The organism is Achromobacter sp. RTa, from assembly GCF_000757485.1.
Classification (GTDB): domain Bacteria; phylum Pseudomonadota; class Gammaproteobacteria; order Burkholderiales; family Burkholderiaceae_B; genus Achromobacter.
Genome location: NZ_JPYO01000035.1, coordinates 62,569 through 78,370, shown reverse-complemented (window position 1 = coordinate 78,370; position 15,802 = coordinate 62,569). Strand labels below are relative to the sequence as shown.

The 15,802-nt window shown below is 65.4% G+C and carries 16 protein-coding genes; 4 read left to right on the top strand and 12 right to left on the bottom strand.

Features of this window, described 5'->3' with window-relative positions:
* Positions 1–149 precede the first annotated feature (149 nt).
* From JL37_RS13045 to JL37_RS13025, 5 genes are read right to left on the bottom strand one after another with little or no spacing between them, the layout of a single operon-like run.
* Positions 150–803, bottom strand: a complete 654-nt coding sequence (locus JL37_RS13045; RefSeq protein ID WP_043544557.1) for an alpha/beta hydrolase — start codon at positions 801–803, stop codon at positions 150–152.
* Positions 804–836: 33 nt separating this feature from the next.
* Complete coding sequence (locus tag JL37_RS13040; RefSeq protein ID WP_043544556.1) at positions 837–1,439, bottom strand: ABC-type transport auxiliary lipoprotein family protein; 603 nt, start codon at positions 1,437–1,439, stop codon at positions 837–839.
* Between the two features lie 5 nt (positions 1,440–1,444).
* Entirely contained in the window at positions 1,445–2,392 is a 948-nt protein-coding gene (locus JL37_RS13035; protein ID WP_043544555.1) for an MlaD family protein, read from the bottom strand.
* Complete coding sequence (locus JL37_RS13030) at positions 2,379–3,218, bottom strand: ABC transporter ATP-binding protein (protein WP_043544554.1); 840 nt, start codon at positions 3,216–3,218, stop codon at positions 2,379–2,381. Before JL37_RS13030 ends, JL37_RS13035 begins: the two co-directional genes overlap by 14 nt.
* Complete coding sequence (locus tag JL37_RS13025; protein WP_043544553.1) at positions 3,218–4,348, bottom strand: ABC transporter permease; 1,131 nt, start codon at positions 4,346–4,348, stop codon at positions 3,218–3,220. The genes JL37_RS13030 and JL37_RS13025 overlap by 1 nt, the downstream gene beginning before the upstream one ends.
* 96 nt (positions 4,349–4,444) lie before the next feature.
* Here JL37_RS13025 and JL37_RS13020 point away from each other — a divergent pair, with 96 nt between their 5' ends.
* The 3 genes from JL37_RS13020 to JL37_RS30680 are packed head-to-tail and all read left to right on the top strand — an operon-like array spanning position 4,445 to position 6,273.
* Positions 4,445–5,293 carry a biotin--[acetyl-CoA-carboxylase] ligase gene (locus tag JL37_RS13020; RefSeq protein ID WP_043544552.1) on the top strand — a complete coding sequence of 283 codons (849 nt, stop codon included), beginning with the start codon at positions 4,445–4,447 and terminating at the stop codon, positions 5,291–5,293.
* Positions 5,290–6,096 carry a type III pantothenate kinase gene (locus JL37_RS13015; protein ID WP_043544551.1) on the top strand — a complete coding sequence of 269 codons (807 nt, stop codon included), beginning with the start codon at positions 5,290–5,292 and terminating at the stop codon, positions 6,094–6,096. Before JL37_RS13020 ends, JL37_RS13015 begins: the two co-directional genes overlap by 4 nt.
* Positions 6,097–6,108: 12 nt before the next feature.
* Complete coding sequence (locus JL37_RS30680; protein ID WP_197064605.1) at positions 6,109–6,273, top strand: hypothetical protein; 165 nt, start codon at positions 6,109–6,111, stop codon at positions 6,271–6,273.
* Here the strand turns inward: JL37_RS30680 and JL37_RS13010 are convergent.
* Together JL37_RS13010 and waaC are read right to left on the bottom strand one after the other, a co-directional pair.
* The gene (locus tag JL37_RS13010) at positions 6,270–7,571 is read right to left on the bottom strand and encodes a 3-deoxy-D-manno-octulosonic acid transferase (RefSeq protein ID WP_043544550.1); all 1,302 of its coding nucleotides are present in this window, start codon (positions 7,569–7,571) and stop codon (positions 6,270–6,272) included. The genes JL37_RS30680 and JL37_RS13010 overlap by 4 nt on opposite strands.
* 1 nt (position 7,572) lies before the next feature.
* Positions 7,573–8,601 (bottom strand): lipopolysaccharide heptosyltransferase I, encoded by a 1,029-nt coding sequence (waaC, locus tag JL37_RS13005; RefSeq protein WP_043544549.1) that lies wholly within the window; start codon positions 8,599–8,601, stop codon positions 7,573–7,575.
* Positions 8,602–8,765: 164 nt separating this feature from the next.
* On the opposite strand from waaC, the gene wecB reads away from it, so the two are divergent.
* Positions 8,766–9,890 carry a non-hydrolyzing UDP-N-acetylglucosamine 2-epimerase gene (gene wecB, locus JL37_RS13000; protein WP_043544548.1) on the top strand — a complete coding sequence of 375 codons (1,125 nt, stop codon included), beginning with the start codon at positions 8,766–8,768 and terminating at the stop codon, positions 9,888–9,890.
* Between the two features lie 44 nt (positions 9,891–9,934).
* Here wecB and JL37_RS12995 read toward each other — a convergent pair whose 3' ends face one another.
* Genes JL37_RS12995 through JL37_RS12975 form a run of 5 tightly spaced genes read right to left on the bottom strand, consistent with a single transcriptional unit; the run spans position 9,935 to position 15,782 of the window.
* On the bottom strand, positions 9,935–11,212 hold the full coding sequence (locus JL37_RS12995; protein ID WP_197064604.1) for a glycosyltransferase: 1,278 nt from the start codon (positions 11,210–11,212) through the stop codon (positions 9,935–9,937).
* A 53-nt stretch (positions 11,213–11,265) separates the two neighbouring features.
* On the bottom strand, positions 11,266–12,333 hold the full coding sequence (gene galE / locus JL37_RS12990) for a UDP-glucose 4-epimerase GalE (protein WP_052097156.1): 1,068 nt from the start codon (positions 12,331–12,333) through the stop codon (positions 11,266–11,268).
* Positions 12,330–13,421 (bottom strand): glycosyltransferase family A protein, encoded by a 1,092-nt coding sequence (locus JL37_RS29725; protein ID WP_052097154.1) that lies wholly within the window; start codon positions 13,419–13,421, stop codon positions 12,330–12,332. Before JL37_RS29725 ends, galE begins: the two co-directional genes overlap by 4 nt.
* Positions 13,418–14,596, bottom strand: a complete 1,179-nt coding sequence (gene glf / locus JL37_RS12980; protein ID WP_043544547.1) for a UDP-galactopyranose mutase — start codon at positions 14,594–14,596, stop codon at positions 13,418–13,420. The genes JL37_RS29725 and glf overlap by 4 nt, the downstream gene beginning before the upstream one ends.
* A 1-nt stretch (position 14,597) precedes the next feature.
* Positions 14,598–15,782, bottom strand: a complete 1,185-nt coding sequence (locus JL37_RS12975) for a hypothetical protein (protein ID WP_156124299.1) — start codon at positions 15,780–15,782, stop codon at positions 14,598–14,600.
* Positions 15,783–15,802 lie beyond the last annotated feature (20 nt).

Genomic DNA, 15,802 nt, shown 5'->3' with positions numbered 1-15,802 from the left:
TGGGTGTCAGACACCCGGGCAGGCCGTTGCATCTGTACGGGTGTCTCGTAGGGGTGTCAGACACGGTGCGCGTACGAAGAAGTGTCTGACACCCGTACGAAACGCCCTATGGCTTGCGCCAACGATCCCGGGTGTCAGACACCCTCTCCTCAATCCAGCGCGACCTTCAGCTGCGCCTGCACCAGCTGGCGCAGCACCAGCAGCTTGCCGTGGAAAAAATGCGACGCGCCGGGCACCACGACCACCGGGATGGAACGCGGACGGGCCCAGTCCATCGCCTCGGACAGCGGCACGACCTCGTCCTCCTCGCCATGCACCATCAGCGTGTCGCCCGGCACTTGCACCTCGTGCGACTGGAAGCGGTTCACGGCGGGGCCCATCAGCATCAGGGCGGACGGCAGCACCGAATCGCCCTGCCCGGCCAGCGCCGCATACGTCTGCGCGGCGACCGCGGTGCCGAAGGAGAAGCCCGCCAGCACCCACGGCGCCTGCGCCAGCTCAGGGTGCAATTCACGCATCTGCGCCACGACGGCGAGCATGTCCTGGGTCTCGCCCACCGACTTGTCGAACACGCCCTCGGACAGGCCGACGCCGCGGAAGTTCGGGCGCACCGCCACCAGGCCATGCTGCACGCAGGCGCGCGACAGGGTCGTGACCACCTTGTTCTCGCGCGCGCCGCCCTGCAACGGATGCGGATGCAACACCAGCGCCCAGCCTCGCGGCGTGCCGGCGGGCCAATCGACGGCGCAATCGATGCGGCCGGCGGCGCCGTGGAATGCATGGGTTTCAGTGCGTGCGGACATGGCGGGACTCAGGAAGCGGAAAAAGAAACGATGTTAACCCCCCGCCCTGGGCGAGGGTTTCAGGGTGGCGGCCAGCCACTGCGCCAGCTGGTCCGCGGCCTCGTCACTGGCCTGGCGCAAGGCGGCTACGCCTCCCGCGGCATCCTGCGTGGGAGCGGCCGCCTGCACCGCGATGCGCTTCTGGCCCAGCACGCTGCGGCCTTCCACCAGCACCGCCTGCACCAGGATGCGCCCTTCGCTGGATTGGCCGTCGGCGGCGAACACCTGCTCGAACTGCGACAGGAACACCTGCAATTGCGGCGTCTGGAGGCTGACGCGCTCGTTCAGCACCGGCCCCTGGCGCGACAGGCGGTCGGCGAAACGCTGCCGCACCAGATCCGTCGGCGACGAGGCCCAGCGGTACGTGGCATACGCCTTGGGCGCGGCGCTGTCGCCCACCCGCCAGATCACGCTGGTATCGGAAAGGCTGGGCACGGCCTGGAATACCAGGGCGATGGGGTCGCGGGCCGGCAGCGCCGGCACGGGGCTGGCGTCCAGCCCCAGGTCGAACACCGTGGGCGGCGCGGGCACGCGGCCGATGCCGCAGCCCGCCAGGGCCAGGGTCAGGATGAGAGCGGCGCTGCGCATCTTCGTCATTTGGACTATCTCCCGAATCCGGCAAAGCCGGCCTCGCCGGGCCCGGGTTCGCGGGGAGCCGGGCCGAACAGGAACGACTGCGGCGTGTTGTCCACACGGCGCAGGGTGACGGCCGCGCCCCGCGCGGCCTCGCTGACGTTGGCGGCCATGCCGGTGATCGCCGGCAGGGTCTCGCCGTCCAGCCGCGAAGCGGCCAGGGCGATATCGTTGAGGCTGCTGGTTGCGGCGGACAGGGCGCCGCCCGGCGCCGTCAGCCGCGCCAGCGACTGCCGGGTCTGCAGCGCCAGGTCGCCCACTTCGCGCGCGGCGCGGTCCGCCTGGCGCGACGTATTGCCCAGCGAGTCCATCAGCGGCCCCAGCTTGGCCATGGCCGGGCCCAGCCCCCGGCTGGCCTCTTTCAGGGATTGCGTGAGATCGGTGGCATTCTGCAGGCTGGCCGTCAGCGCCTGCACATTCTGCTCGCTCAGGACTCGGCGCAACTGCTCGGTAACCTCTTCCACGTTCGAGATGAGCTTGCCGCCGCGCTGCTCGATGCGGTCGAGAAAGCCCGGGCGCAGCGGAATGGCGGCGGGATGCGCCGCCGACGACACCAGGCGCGTCATCGAGGTGCCGTCATCGCGCAGTTCCACGTTGGACATGCCGGTCACGCCCTGCACGCCCAGTTCCGCCCAGGTCGACTCGGTGATCGGAGTGTTGGGAGCCACGCCGATGCGGATGCGCACCTGCCCCGGCTTGTTCGGGTTCAGCGCCAGCGACTGCACCTTGCCGACGGGCACGCCTTGATAGCGCACGGTGGACTGCGGGTTCAGGCCGCTGACGGCGGTGGCGGAGATGATTTCGTACGGTTGCAGCTGGGTCCGGTCCCGGCCGATCCAGACGGCCGCCAGGGCAGCGGCGGCCAGCAAGACCAGCGTGAAGATACCGGCCATGAGCGCATGACTACGGTTTTCCATGATGCAATCCCTTCGGCGCCAGATCCCCCAGGGCGCGCAGGCCGCGCTCGCCCAGGAAGAAGGTTTGAATGAACGGGTGATCGACCTTCAATACTTCCGGCACCGTGTCGCACACGATCACCCGCTTGTCGGCGAGCACGGCGACACGCGTGGCCAGGGCCAGGAGCGTATCCAGATCGTGCGTCACCATGACCACGGTAAACCCCAACTGCCGGTGCAGGCTGCGCACCAGGTCCACGAATTCATCGGACCGCAGGGGATCCAGGCCGGCCGTGGGTTCGTCCAGGAACAGCAGTTCCGGATCCAGGGACAGCGCGCGCGCAAGCGCCACGCGCTTGACCATGCCGCCGGACAGGTCCGACGGCCGCTTGTCGGCGTCGCGCTCGGACAGGCCCACCATGGCCAGCCGGCACATCACGACGTCGCGCACCAGGTCTTCCGGCACCGTGCGCAATTCCCGCAAGGGCAACGCCACATTGTCGAACACGGACAGCGCGGAAAACAGCGCCCCCGCCTGGAACAGCATGCCCCAGCGGTACGACAGGCGCCGGCGCTCGGCCGGGCTCAGATCGAACAGCGAGTGGCCCAGCACCTTCACCGTGCCCGCCGCCGGCTGGTCCAGCCCGATGATCTGGCGCAGCAGCACCGTCTTGCCCGTGCCGGACCCGCCCACCAGCACCAGGATTTCTCCCGGAAAAACCGTGAGGTCGAGGTTGTCGTGCACGACGTGGTCGCCGAACGCGGTGCGCAGGCCGCGCACCGTGATGACGGGTTCGACGGTGACGCCGTCTTCCTCGAACAGCCGGTGCTGGGTTGCGCTGTTCATCAGATGCCCACCGAGCTGAAGATCACCGCATACAGCGCATCCAGCAGGATCACGCCGGTGATGGACGTAACGACGGAGGTGGTGGTGCCGCGCCCCAGGCTCTCCGTATTGGGCTGGATGCGCAGGCCGAAATGGCAGGCGATCAGCGCGATCAGGATGCCGAACGTCACCCCCTTCAGGATGCCGATCCAGTAGTTGGTCAGCGAGATCGCGTCCGGCAGCGACTGCAGGAACCATTGCGCCGACACGCCCAGCTGCACCTGCGCGGCCAGCATGCCGCCCAGGATCGCCATGGCGTCGGTCCACAGGACCAGCAGCGGCATGGTCACGGCCAGCGCGACCACGCGCGGCAGGATCAGGCGCTGGCCGTGGGATATGCCCATCACCAGCATCGCGTCGAGTTCCTGCGTCACGCGCATCACGCCGATCTGCGCGGTGATGGCCGAGCCCGAACGGCCCGCGACCAGAATGGCGGCCAACACGGGCCCCAGCTCGCGCACGATCGACACGCCCAGCAGGCGCACGATGAAGCGGTCCGCGCCGATCATCTGCAGCTGTTGCGCCGACAGATAGGACAGGACCACGCCAATCAGGAAACCGACCAGCGCGGTGATGCCCAGCGCCTGCGCGCCGGTGCGGTATACCTGCGCCGAGATTTCACGCCACGGCCCCAGACGCGGCCGCCACAACATGCCGGCCAGGTCCAGGACCAGCTGGCCCAGCATGATAAGCAGCGCGCGGCCGTTGTCGACCGCCCGGAAAACCGCGCCGCCGACCGCGCGCGGCCAGGCCCAGGGATCGGCCCTGGGCGCCGCGGCCGGCGTTCCGCCCTTGTTCATCGCCAGCGCATTGAAGACGTCCTGCTGCCCCGGCGACCAGCGCACGCGCTCGGGCAGCCTTTCGCCCCAGGCCTGCCAGATCAGCAAGGCGCCGATCGTATCCAGCCGGCCGATTGCGTGCAGGTCCCAGCGCGCGCCGTCATTGGCAGCCCGGGACAGGGCCTGGCGGCGGCGTTCCACCTCGCCGGGTTCGGCCAGCGCCAGCACGCTCCAGTCGCCGGCCACGTGGCAAACGCCCCCTTCATGGCGAAAAGGCGCGGCGGCAGGTGCGGACGAAGCGGAATGCGGCATGCAGAGAGAGTACCAATGCAAAATGTATCGTCAATGATATACGCTGATATACGCACGCGGGCCGCGGGCGCGGCTGCGTGCCCTACAATCGCCGCCATGCCCGATCAAGTCCGCCCAATCGACCTGCCCGCGCCGGAAGCCCTGGCCCGTGAACTGGCCGCGCGCCTGCCCGCCTTCCAAGACATCGCCTGGACCGGCAGCACCGGGTCGACCAACGCCGATCTGCTGGCGCGCGCGCGCGCGGGCGCCATCGGCAAGCCCTGGCTGCTGGGCACGCATCTCCAGGAAACGGGGCGCGGACGCGCCGGCCGTCCCTGGCAGAACCGCTCGGGTTCCACCCTGATGTTCTCCTGTGCCTTCGACGTGCGCCTGCCCGCCGCCCAACTGCCCGCACTGTCGCCGCTGGCCGGCGTGGCCGCGTGCGAGGCCTTGCGCGCCGTCGCCGGCCCGGACGCGGCCGGCCTGTGCATGAAATGGCCCAACGACGTGCAATGGCATGACGCCAAGCTCGCTGGCGTGCTGGTGGAAACCACCCGCAATCCCGGAGGCGCCGAGGCCGGCTACACCGTCGTCATAGGCATGGGAGTCAACCTGACCGACGCGGACCGGCTTTCGCTCGCGCTGGACCGCCAAGTCGCCGATTGGAGCCAGGTGCAAGCGCATTCCGCCCGCGCCGCCACCGCCGCCGATCTGGCCTGCGCCGCCGCCACGGCGTGGCACGAAGCGATACAGACCCTGGAGCGCGAAGGCTTCGGCGCCTTCAAGCGGCGTTTCGACCAGGTGGACGCCCTGGCCGGCCGCAAGGTCAACGTCCTGGACAAGGGCGCTATTCTTCTAAGCGGCACCGCTTGCGGCGTGGACGATCATGGCCGCCTGCTGGTGCAAACGCCCGAGGGCGCCAAGCCGATCCTGGTCGGTGAAATCTCGATTCGACGCCAAGCATGATTATTCTCATCGACTCCGGCAACAGCCGTCTCAAGGTGGGCTGGCTGGACGCCGCCAACCCCGACGCGCCGCGTGAACCGGCGGCGATCGCCTTCGAGGGCGTGGACCTGGACGCCCTGGACCGCTGGCTGGCCACGCTGTCGCCGCGGCCGGCGCGCGCGCTGGGCGTGAACGTCGCCGGCGAGGCCCGCGGCGCGGCCATCGCCGCCATCCTGAAAAAATACGGCTGCGCCGTAACGTGGTCGCCGTCGCAGGCCTCCACCCTGGGCCTGGTCAACAGCTACCGCGTGCCCACGCAGCTGGGCGCCGACCGCTGGGCCTCCCTGCTGGGCGTGCTGTCCCACCTGCCCGCCGCGCACCCGCCCTTCGTGCTGGCCAGCTTCGGCACCGCCACCACGATCGACACCGTGGGCCCCGACAATGTCTTTGCCGGCGGCCTGATCCTGCCCGGCCCGGCCATGATGCGCAGCGCCCTGGCGCACGGCACGGCCAACCTGCCGGTAGCCAACGGCCAGGTCGTGGCCTACCCCACCGACACGCACGAAGCCATTGCGTCAGGCATCGCCGCGGCGCAGGCCGGCGCCGTGGTCCGCCAATGGCTGGCGGGGCGCCAGCGCTACGGCCAGACGCCGCAAATCTATGCGGCCGGCGGCGGCTGGCCCGAAGTGCACCAGGAAATCGAACGCCTGCTCGCGGATGCCGGCGGCGCGTTCGGCGCCGCGCCCGTGCCGGTATACCTGAATCACCCCGTCCTGGACGGGCTGGCCGCGATCGCGCGCGCCACCCTGGACGCCAACGCCTGAGCGAGGCCCGGCATGCGCGTGCTCTTCATCCTCATCCTGCTGGCGAACCTGGGCGTCTATGCGCTGGGCCAGGGCTGGCTGGGCATGCGCCCCGAGGACGAAGGACGCGACACACGCCGCTTCGCCCAGGAATTGAATCCGGGCGCCGTCACCCTGCCCCCCCGGGCCGCTCCCTAGGGCTGCGCCCCGGAATCCAGCCAGGGCGTCAGGGCGTCCAGCGTGCGCCGGGTAGCGCCCGCGTGGGCGCCGAACCAGGCTCGCGCGGCCTCGCCGCCCCGTTCCCGCCGCGCCTCATCCGCCAGCAGCTCCATGGCCGCATCCACCGCCTGCCCGGCGTCGGACACGCGTTGCGCGGCGCCCGCCTCGATGGCGTCTTCCGCCGCCTGCTTGAAATTGAACGTGTGCGGCCCCACGATGACCGGCACCCCCGCCGCGCACGCCTCGATCAGGTTCTGGCCGCCCAGCGGCGCGAAGCTGCCCGCAACGATCGCGACCTCCGAGGCCGCGTAGTAGAACGCCATCTCTCCCAGCGTATCGCCCAGCAGCACCGTGGTGTCCGGGGCGGGATCCACCCCGTCGGAGCGCCGTGCGAACGCCAATCCTGCGTCCGCCAGCAGGCCTGCCGCCTCGTCAAAGCGTTGGGGATGGCGGGGAATCAGCAAAAACAGCGGAAAATCATGTGTCCCCGAATTTTTCGCGTGACGCTTGATCGCCTCGATGAAGCCGCTGTCCTCGCCCTCGCGCGTACTGGCCACGGCCACCACGCGCCGGCCCAGCCGTTCGCGCCACGCCTGCCCGGCGCGCACCTGCGCTTCCGGCAAGGCCAGATCGAATTTGAGGTTGCCCGTCACGGCCGGCGGCCGCGCGCCCGCCTCCGCGAGCCGCGCGGCGTCCTCGGCGGTCTGCGCCAGCACCACGTCCAGGCCCGCCAGCGCTTCGCGCATCACGCTGCCCATCCTGCCCGCCTGCCGCAGGGAGGAGGCCGAGAACCGAGCGCTGACCAGCGCCATGGGCACCCCCGCCTCCCGGGCGGCGGCAAGCAGGTTCGGCCAGATCTCCCGCTCGATCAACAGCCCGCAACGCGGATGGCGGCTGTCCATGAATCGGCGCGCCGCGCCGGGGAAGTCATAGGGCAGCCAGGCTTGGCGCAACTGCCCCCGGGCGATGGCGTCCTGGAATAGCCTCGCGCCCTCCGCCCGGCCGGTGGCCGTTACATGCGTCAGCAGCACGGGCAGGCCGCGATCCAGCAGCGCCTGCAGCAAGGGTTGGGCTGCCCGGGTCTCGCCCAGGCTGACGGCATGCACCCAGACGGGGGCCGCCTGCGGCGCGGCCGAAAGAGATGCCGGCGAGCAGCCGAAGCGCTCCCGGGAAAATATCTCCCACTGGCCGCCCGCCCGCCTGGCCCGGCGCCCCATCCACAGCCAGATCAGCGGAGACAGGGCCCTGAGCGCCAGGGTGTAGACGCCGCGGTTCATGTCACTGGGCGGCCAGCGCCTGCTCCACCGACGCCATCACGGCCTCGCGCGAGGGCGAAGCGCCGCGGTCGCCCAGGCTGGCCGTGTAGTTCGAGCCCACGAGCGGCGTGCGCACGGGGGTCGATGCCCGGTAGATGCCGATGGTGGGGCGGCCCAATGCCGCGGACAGATGGGTGAGGCCGCTGTCCAGGCCCACCATCAGGCGCGAACCGGCCAACAGGCGCGCCACCGAGGTCAGATCCATGCGGGGCATAACCTCCGCCCCGTCCATGCCGGCCACGAGCAGCCTGGCGCGCTGCGCCTCCTGCTCGTTGCCGCACAAAAGGCGCAAGGTGCAGCCCGCATCGCGCAGGCGGCGGAATACCGCGCGCCAATCGTCCTCCGGCCAGAGTTTGTCGTCGCGGCTGGCCGAGGGCATGATGACCGCGTAGCCGTGATCGGTATCCAGATGGTGCAGGCGGGGCGGTTCCGCCCGGCCGGTCTCTTCACCGGCATCGCCCTCGCGCTCCTGCGCGGCCTGCCGGGAAAAGCCCTGCAGGCCGAAATCGGGCTGGCCGGCGTACTGATAGCCGAACGTCAGCGCCGCCAGTTTGCGCTGGCGGATAACCGCAGGCTGCCAGAACTCCACCCGGTGGCGCACGTTATAGAAGAGCGACGCCAGCGGTTCGCGCGCGGAGCGCCAATCCAACCCGTGCCGCACCCCCCGTGTCTGGCGGACCAGCCACGCGGACTTCAGCAGGGCCTGCATGTCCAGCACCACGTCGTACTGCTTGGACCTCAGCCGCTCCTTCAGCGCATGCCGCTCGGCCCGGACCTCGCTCGACCACCATGCCTTGCGCCAGCGCCGGTGCGCCACCTTGATGACCTCATTGACCGCGGGATGCCAACTGGGAATCTCGGCGAACGCTTCTTCCGCTATCCAGTCGATCTCCGCGTCCGGGACATGGCGGGCGATGTCGGATATAGCAGGCAACATGTGCACCAGATCGCCCAGGGACGAAGTGCGAACGATGAGAATGCGTGTAGGCATCAAGAATCGGGCAATACGATGAAAGATGGAATGTACAACACAAAATCCCCGGCGCAGCACGGCGGCGGAACCTCAAAACGCCCCCGGGGTAGAATCGAACACAAAGGCGATCACCCGCGACGCGCCATGTCGTCCACAGCAACAATCCGGCCCGAACCTCATTCATGAAAATCCTGACCGTATTCGGCACCCGTCCCGAAGCCATCAAGATGGCGCCGCTCGTGCATGCCCTGGCGCGTGACCCGGCCATCGAGGCGCGCGTGTGCGTGACCGCCCAGCATCGGGAAATGCTGGACCAGGTTCTATCCCTGTTTGAAATCCGCCCTGACTTCGACCTCGACATCATGAAGGCGGGGCAGGACATCACGGATGTAACAAGCTCGATCCTGCTCGGCATGCGCAACGTGCTGCATGACTATCAACCGGACTACATTCTCGTGCATGGCGACACGGCCACCACGTTCGCCGCGTCGCTCGCGGCCTACTACCACCGCATTCCCGTGGGGCACGTGGAGGCCGGCTTGCGCACCGGCAACATTTACTCGCCGTGGCCCGAAGAGGCCAACCGCAAACTCACGGGCGCCTTGGCGAACCTGCATTTCGCGCCCACGCAGACCTCATACGACAATCTGGTGCGCGAAGGCGTTGCGCCCGCGTCTATCGTCATCACGGGCAATACCGTCATTGACGCGCTGCTATGGGTCCAGAACAAACTCAAGCACGATGACGCGCTACGCGCCCGCGTCGTCGCGCAGCTTCCCTTCTTGCGCGAAGGCCGCCGGGTCGTCCTGATCACCGGCCACCGGCGCGAAAGCTTCGGCGCCGGCTTCGAACGCATCTGCCAGGCGATCGCGGCCTCCGCCAAGGAGTTTCCCGATCACGACTTCATCTACCCCGTGCACCTGAATCCGAACGTGCGCGCGCCGGTAAACCGGCTCCTCACGGGGCTGGACAACGTGTTCCTGGTAGAGCCGCTGGATTATCTGCCCTTTGTCTACCTGATGGACCGCTCCTACGTCATCCTCACGGATTCCGGCGGAATCCAGGAAGAGGCTCCGTCGCTCGGCAAACCGGTGCTCGTCATGCGCGATACCACCGAACGTCCCGAAGCAGTCGCCGCAGGCACGGTAAAACTGGTGGGAACCGACGTGGAGGCCATCACCGGCCAACTCGCCCAACTCCTGACGGACCGTGCAACGTACGAAAAAATGAGCTTTGCCCACAATCCGTACGGCGATGGCACGGCCAGCGCCCGCATCGTGGAAAGCCTGAAGCAAGTTCAGGCTTGATCAACGCGCTCGGGCGGGCCGCCCTGCCGGCCCCCCGGCGGCGCTCAAAGCCGCTTGAACATCGGCTCCATCGACTGTGCCCTGACCACCCAGTCGTTCCGATCCGCGAGCGCGGCCATCGAACTCCGGTAGGAAGCGTCCTCGCGCAGCGCAAATGCCTTGTCGATTGCCTGCACGTACTCTTGCGCATTTTCAGCGGACAACACGACGTCGTAGGCACAGCATTCGTCCATGGACGACGTCACGACCACCGGCACTTCCATCGCGAAGTATTCAAAGAGCTTCAACGGCGAGGTCGTTCGGGCGACATCGCTGTGCGCGAAGGGAATAATGGCGACGTCGAACTCTTTCGCATAGGCCGGCAGTATCCGGTAGTCCACGGGCCCCAGCCAGATGAAATTGTCCGCCTTCGGCAAGTTCTCCGACCCCCCGAAGTAATCGGGCCCGATGAACACGAAACCGTAGTCCGGCCGTGCCTCCGCGATATCCTTGATCAGGTCGTACCAGAGCCACGGCGCAAGCGCGCCGAAATAGCCGACGATCTTGTCATGCCGCGCCAGGAATTCCTGATACTCCTGCGGCAAGGGCACCTGCGACCAATCCTTGCGGTAGTGCGCGCAATCCACGCCATTGGGCACGTAAAAGACCTCGTCCCTCGGACGCTTGGCCAGCGCCTCGTTCTCCAGCATGCGGGCCGAAGCCACGATGAAATCCACACCGGATCCAAAAGCGTGGTCGCGCGCATCTGCCAGCATTTTCAGACGGGTGGCGCCCGACACGGCCTCATCGATATGGTCGATGTATTCGTAGACGATCTTCCCCTTCTGGCGGAAATCCGCGAGCGCCTCGGGGGGAGTCGGATCCACGGTGCTGTAGATTGAACGCACCGCGCCCTCGATCGAATCGATCTCGGAACTGTTGGTCAGCCACACATTTCCGCCCATGTGGCGAAAACCGATCACATCGTCGAATTCCCCGTTGATCGTCCGGTAGATAACCAGGTACCCCAGCTTGCCGAAGGCAATGCAGATATGCTGCGGCCGCTGAAACAGGGGCACGTCCCAGTCGATCGTGCGATTCTGAATGAACACGCCCTTGTAGTTGTGGCGTTGAGACAGCACGGTATCCCGAAAGGTGGGCCAGTCGATATCGTGCAGCTGCTTCTGCGTGCGGACGACCGGCGCCGGTGCGATCACCGGCTCGGTCGCCGGCTCCACCTCGGGCGCGGGCGCTTCCCGCAACGCTCGCGTCAACGGCGCCAGCAGATCTTTCGCCCCTTGCGGCAACACGCGATAAACGGGGCCGAGCAGGCCCCGCGCCATGGCTTTAAGACTACTCATTTTTTCTCCGTGCCCATGAGCCCGTCAGGCGCATGCTATTCCGGATATCCATCCGGATTGTTCTTCTGCCAGTTCCAACCATCCCGGCACATCTGGTCCACGCTTCTCCCGGCCGTCCATCCCAGCACCTGGTTGGCCAGGGATGGATCCGCCCAGGCTTCGCCGATGTCGCCGGGACGGCGCGCCGTGACCTGATACGGAACGCGCACACCGCTCTCGCGCTCGAAGGCCGACACCAGCTCCAGCACCGAGGTGCCCCGGCCAGTGCCGAGATTGAACGCGGAGAAATTCGCGCCTTCGTTGCCGGCGAGAGCAAAATCGATGGCCTTCGAATGCCCGTCGGCCAGGTCCGAGACGTGCAGGTAATCTCGGACGCCGGTGCCGTCCGGTGTCTGGTAGTCGTTGCCGAAGACCCGCAGAAATGGCGCCTTTCCAATAGCCGTCCGCATGATGTACGGAAACAGATTATTGGGCTCGCCGCGCGGATCCTCGCCAATCAGGCCGCTCTCATGCGCGCCTATGGGATTGAAATAGCGCAGGCAGACCGCCACGAACCTCGGCTGCGCCGCGCAGAAGTCGCGCAGGATCTGCTCCACCATGGCCTTCGTGTGGCCATAGGGATTGGTTGGCGCAATGCGATGCCGTTCCTGAAACGGCAGCGACTCGGGTTCGCCATACACGGTGGCCGACGAGCTGAACACCAGGCGCATGACGCCCGCCCTCAGCATCGCCTCCAGCAGCCGCAACGTGCCGGTCACATTGTTATCGTAATATTCCAACGGCTTCGTCGAAGACTCCCCAACGGCCTTGAGCGCGGCCAGATGAAGCACGCATTCGATCGGCGCGCCCTCATCGGCGCAGCGCTGGAATAATTGATCCAGTGCATTTCCGTCTCGAATGTCACCGCGGACGGCTTCCACCTCGGCACCCGTGATTTGGCGCACGCGGTCCAACGCGGCGGGCGAACTATTGGAAAAGTTGTCCAGCACGAGGGGCCGATAGCCATTCTGCACCAGGCTCACGAGCGTATGGGTGCCGATGAAACCCGCCCCTCCTGCCACCAATATCCGCGGCAATTGCCCAGCCTGCGCAGGCTCGCTCATGGCAAGGCTCCGATACGCGCGCGCACCCCGCGCTTGAGCCGTTGATATCCGCGCAACGGCAGCCCCAGAACACGCTCGACCCGCCAATCTATTCTTCTGCACACGCCGACGAAGCGCCACGCCAACGTAATGGGCACATAGCGGAACATGCGGGCGATCTTGATGGCCCGGTGCACCTTGACACCGAATACATCCCAGATGATGCCCGTCTTCAACCAGTCGGCGCCGAAGTTGCCGTCGGCCACGGCAAAAATCTCGCGCAGCGCCTGCAGCTTCGAATACCCGACAAGCGTTTGCACGCGGCGTATCCATGCCACGCAATGCATGCCCACGTACCACATCAGCTGCGTGCGCTTGGCTTCGAAGGCGCCCTTCTTCCTGTAGAAGGCCAGCATGTCATTGAGCGCCGGCACGATGTTCAGGATGCGCTTGTCGGTCTGCTTCATCGACTGCGTCGGGCGCGTGTTGTCGTAGTTGTACAGTTCCTTGTCGACGTAATAGATCTTCTTCGCCACCAGATAGCTCTTCGGAACGAAATTCGCATCGGCGAACAGGATCCCGGGCAGCAGGCGCACGTCCGGGTCCTCGAAGATGGAGCGGTGATAGATCCGGCCGCAGGGCGTGGCCCAGTTGCGATAGAGCTTGTCGCGGTCGGCCTCGTCCAGTTCGCGCTCCGAATCGATCGGGATGGGCTTGAACTGGGCGGTGTGGCCGGTAAAGTAATAACGCAAATTGCCGATCAGCAAGTCCGCGCCGGTCTCCTGCGCCTTGTCGTACATGAACTCGATGGCATCCTCGTCGAGGAAATCATCCCCGTCGACGATGATGATGTACTCCCCCGTGGCGCGGTCGATGCCGTAGTTGCATGCCGCTCCATGGCCGCCGTTCGGCTTGATGAACGACTTGAACATGCCCGGATACTGCGCAACGAATTCATCGATGAGCAGCTGGCTATCGTCGGTGCCGCCATCGTTGATGACCAGCACCTCGATATCCTTGCACGTTTGGTTGGCCAGCGACGCCAGGCAACGCTCGACATAGAACTCGAGGTTGTAGACCGGTACGACTACGCTTACTTTGGGCCTCATTCCTGCGCGCTCCGCTGGAAATCGCTTTCGAACACATCGAGCGCGCGCTCGATGATGTTGTTCATGTCGTAATAGCGGTACTCGGCAAGCCGCCCCACGAGCTTCAGGTTGCGGAACGTGCGCGTCAAGTCGACGTAACGCGCGTACAGCTCGGCGCTGGCGTCCTTGGGTATCGGATAGTACGGAATGCTCTGCGCCGGCACATTGCGGTCGTACTCTTGCGGGTACTCCTTCATGATGGTGGTCTTTTCCGGCTTGTCGCCCATCAGGTGCTTGTACTCGGTGATGCGCGTGAACCGCTCCGTGTTCGGATAATTCACGGTCGCGGTCGGCTGGTAGTACTCCATATCGTGCGTTTCGAGGTCGAACCGCAGCGAGCGATACGGCAGTTCGCCGTAGATATAGCCGAACAGTTCGTCCACCGCGCCGGTGTAAATCAGGTCGCCCTCGAACGGCTTGCCCTCGAACAGCACCGTGCCGGTTTCGGAATCCAGCTGCAGCAAATCACTGGCCTTGGTGTTCAGGCGGACCTCGATGTTCGGATGCGAGAGCATTTTCGCGAACATGGCCGTATAGCCCTGCTTCGGCAGCGCCTGATGGCTTTCCTGGAAATACCGGTCGTCGTAGGACAGGTGCACCGGCACGCGCGCGGTGATGGTTTCGAAGTCCAGGTTCTCGGGCTTGTCGCCCCATTGCTTCGTCGTGTAGTTGAGATAGATGTTCTGGAAAATGAACTCGCCCAGTTCGCGCACGCGCGCATCCGCGTGCTTGCGCAGCACCGACACGGGGACCTTGACGTCCATGCCGAACTCCGCGACCAGAAGCGCCTTCAGCTCTTCGGCCTGCTCCGGCAGGAGCTTTTCCAGCGACGTCAGGTTGAACGGCACGGGCACGAGCTGGCCCTGCACGTGCGCCAGCACGCGATGCTGATACGGCTCCCAGTCGGTGAATTGCGAAATGTAGGAAAGAACCCGCGGACTATTGGTGCGGAACAAGTGCGGGCCGTATTTGTGGACCATCACCCCATGTTCGTCCTGATAATCGAACATATTGCCGGCGATATGGTCGCGCTGCTCGATCAGGAGCACTTTGCGATCCAATTGGGACGCCAGGCGCTCGGCAAGAATGGAGCCGGCGAAACCCGTTCCAACTATGATTACGTCGTAGTGCTTCATTTCACACCTTCAATATAGATTTGATCGCGTCTTCCATCAGGACGGCTACCTTGCCCACGGAATAATTTTCGTATACGTCATATTTGGGCTGTATTTTCCTGTCGATATATCTCTTCAAGACATAGGCAATGCGGTCCAGCCTGCTGTCCGCGATCAGGTTTCCCGATTCGGTCATAATATCCGCGGAAGGCCCCTTGGCCATCGTAATCGAAGCTATGGGCCTGCGCGCGCCCATGTAGTCCGTCAACTTCCCCGGGAAGAACGGATTGCAATCCAGGCCGTCTTCCGCCTCGGAAAACAGGCCGTCAATCAAAAGCAACGCGTCGGACTCAGCCATCAGGCGCAAGCTTTCGGAGTAGGAAACCGGGCCGAGGAAGCGCACGTGATTGGAATTGCGCATCGCGTCATGGCAAGCCCGGTCGCTGTCGCATGGGCTCGCGCCATAAAAGCGCAGCTCGAACTTGCCGCGATAGGCGGGGTAGATTTCAAGCAGGCGATCCACGGCCTGGAGCACAGGCTCTGCCGTGCGCTTCACGTAGTACAGCGTTCCCAGGTGGGAAAAAACGAACTTGTCGTTGTCGGGCGCGGCATCGGCCGGATACATCGCCGGATCGAAGCAATGCGGAATGATTACGGCCTTGTCCTTGTATTTCGCCAGATCCCCGGTAAACATCAGGTCACGCTGGTACTCATTATTGAGTATTACCAGATCGGCGTCCCGCAAGGTCGCCCGTTCGATTGCGCTGTCCTCCGCCACCAACGGATATCCGGGCATATGGCGGATATAGGGATTGCGCACGAAAAGGTCGCCGAAATACGCCACCCAGGGCAATTCCGGCCTTAGCTTCTTTATTTGCCGCGCCGCCTCATGGCTGATCAATTCATTCGAGTGCGAAATCAGGAAATCGAATTTCCGGTTGGATTCCTTGAAAATCCGCAGGACCTCTTCGCAGAATTTCGTCCGCACGGCCACATTACGCGGGTTTTGGTGGTCCAGCCTGATTTCGGCACGGTCGATGGCCGCGGACGCGTAGCCCAGCATGGAATCATCTCGGACATCGCGGGCCACCTGAGCAACCAGGTACGAAATATTCGTATCCTTTATGCGCTTGAAAAAATCGGTATCTGCGGATCCTACGTAGGGTGCAAAGAACCAGGAAACTGCGAATCCGTTGAGATTATTCATATAATTGGCATCTTGTTTAT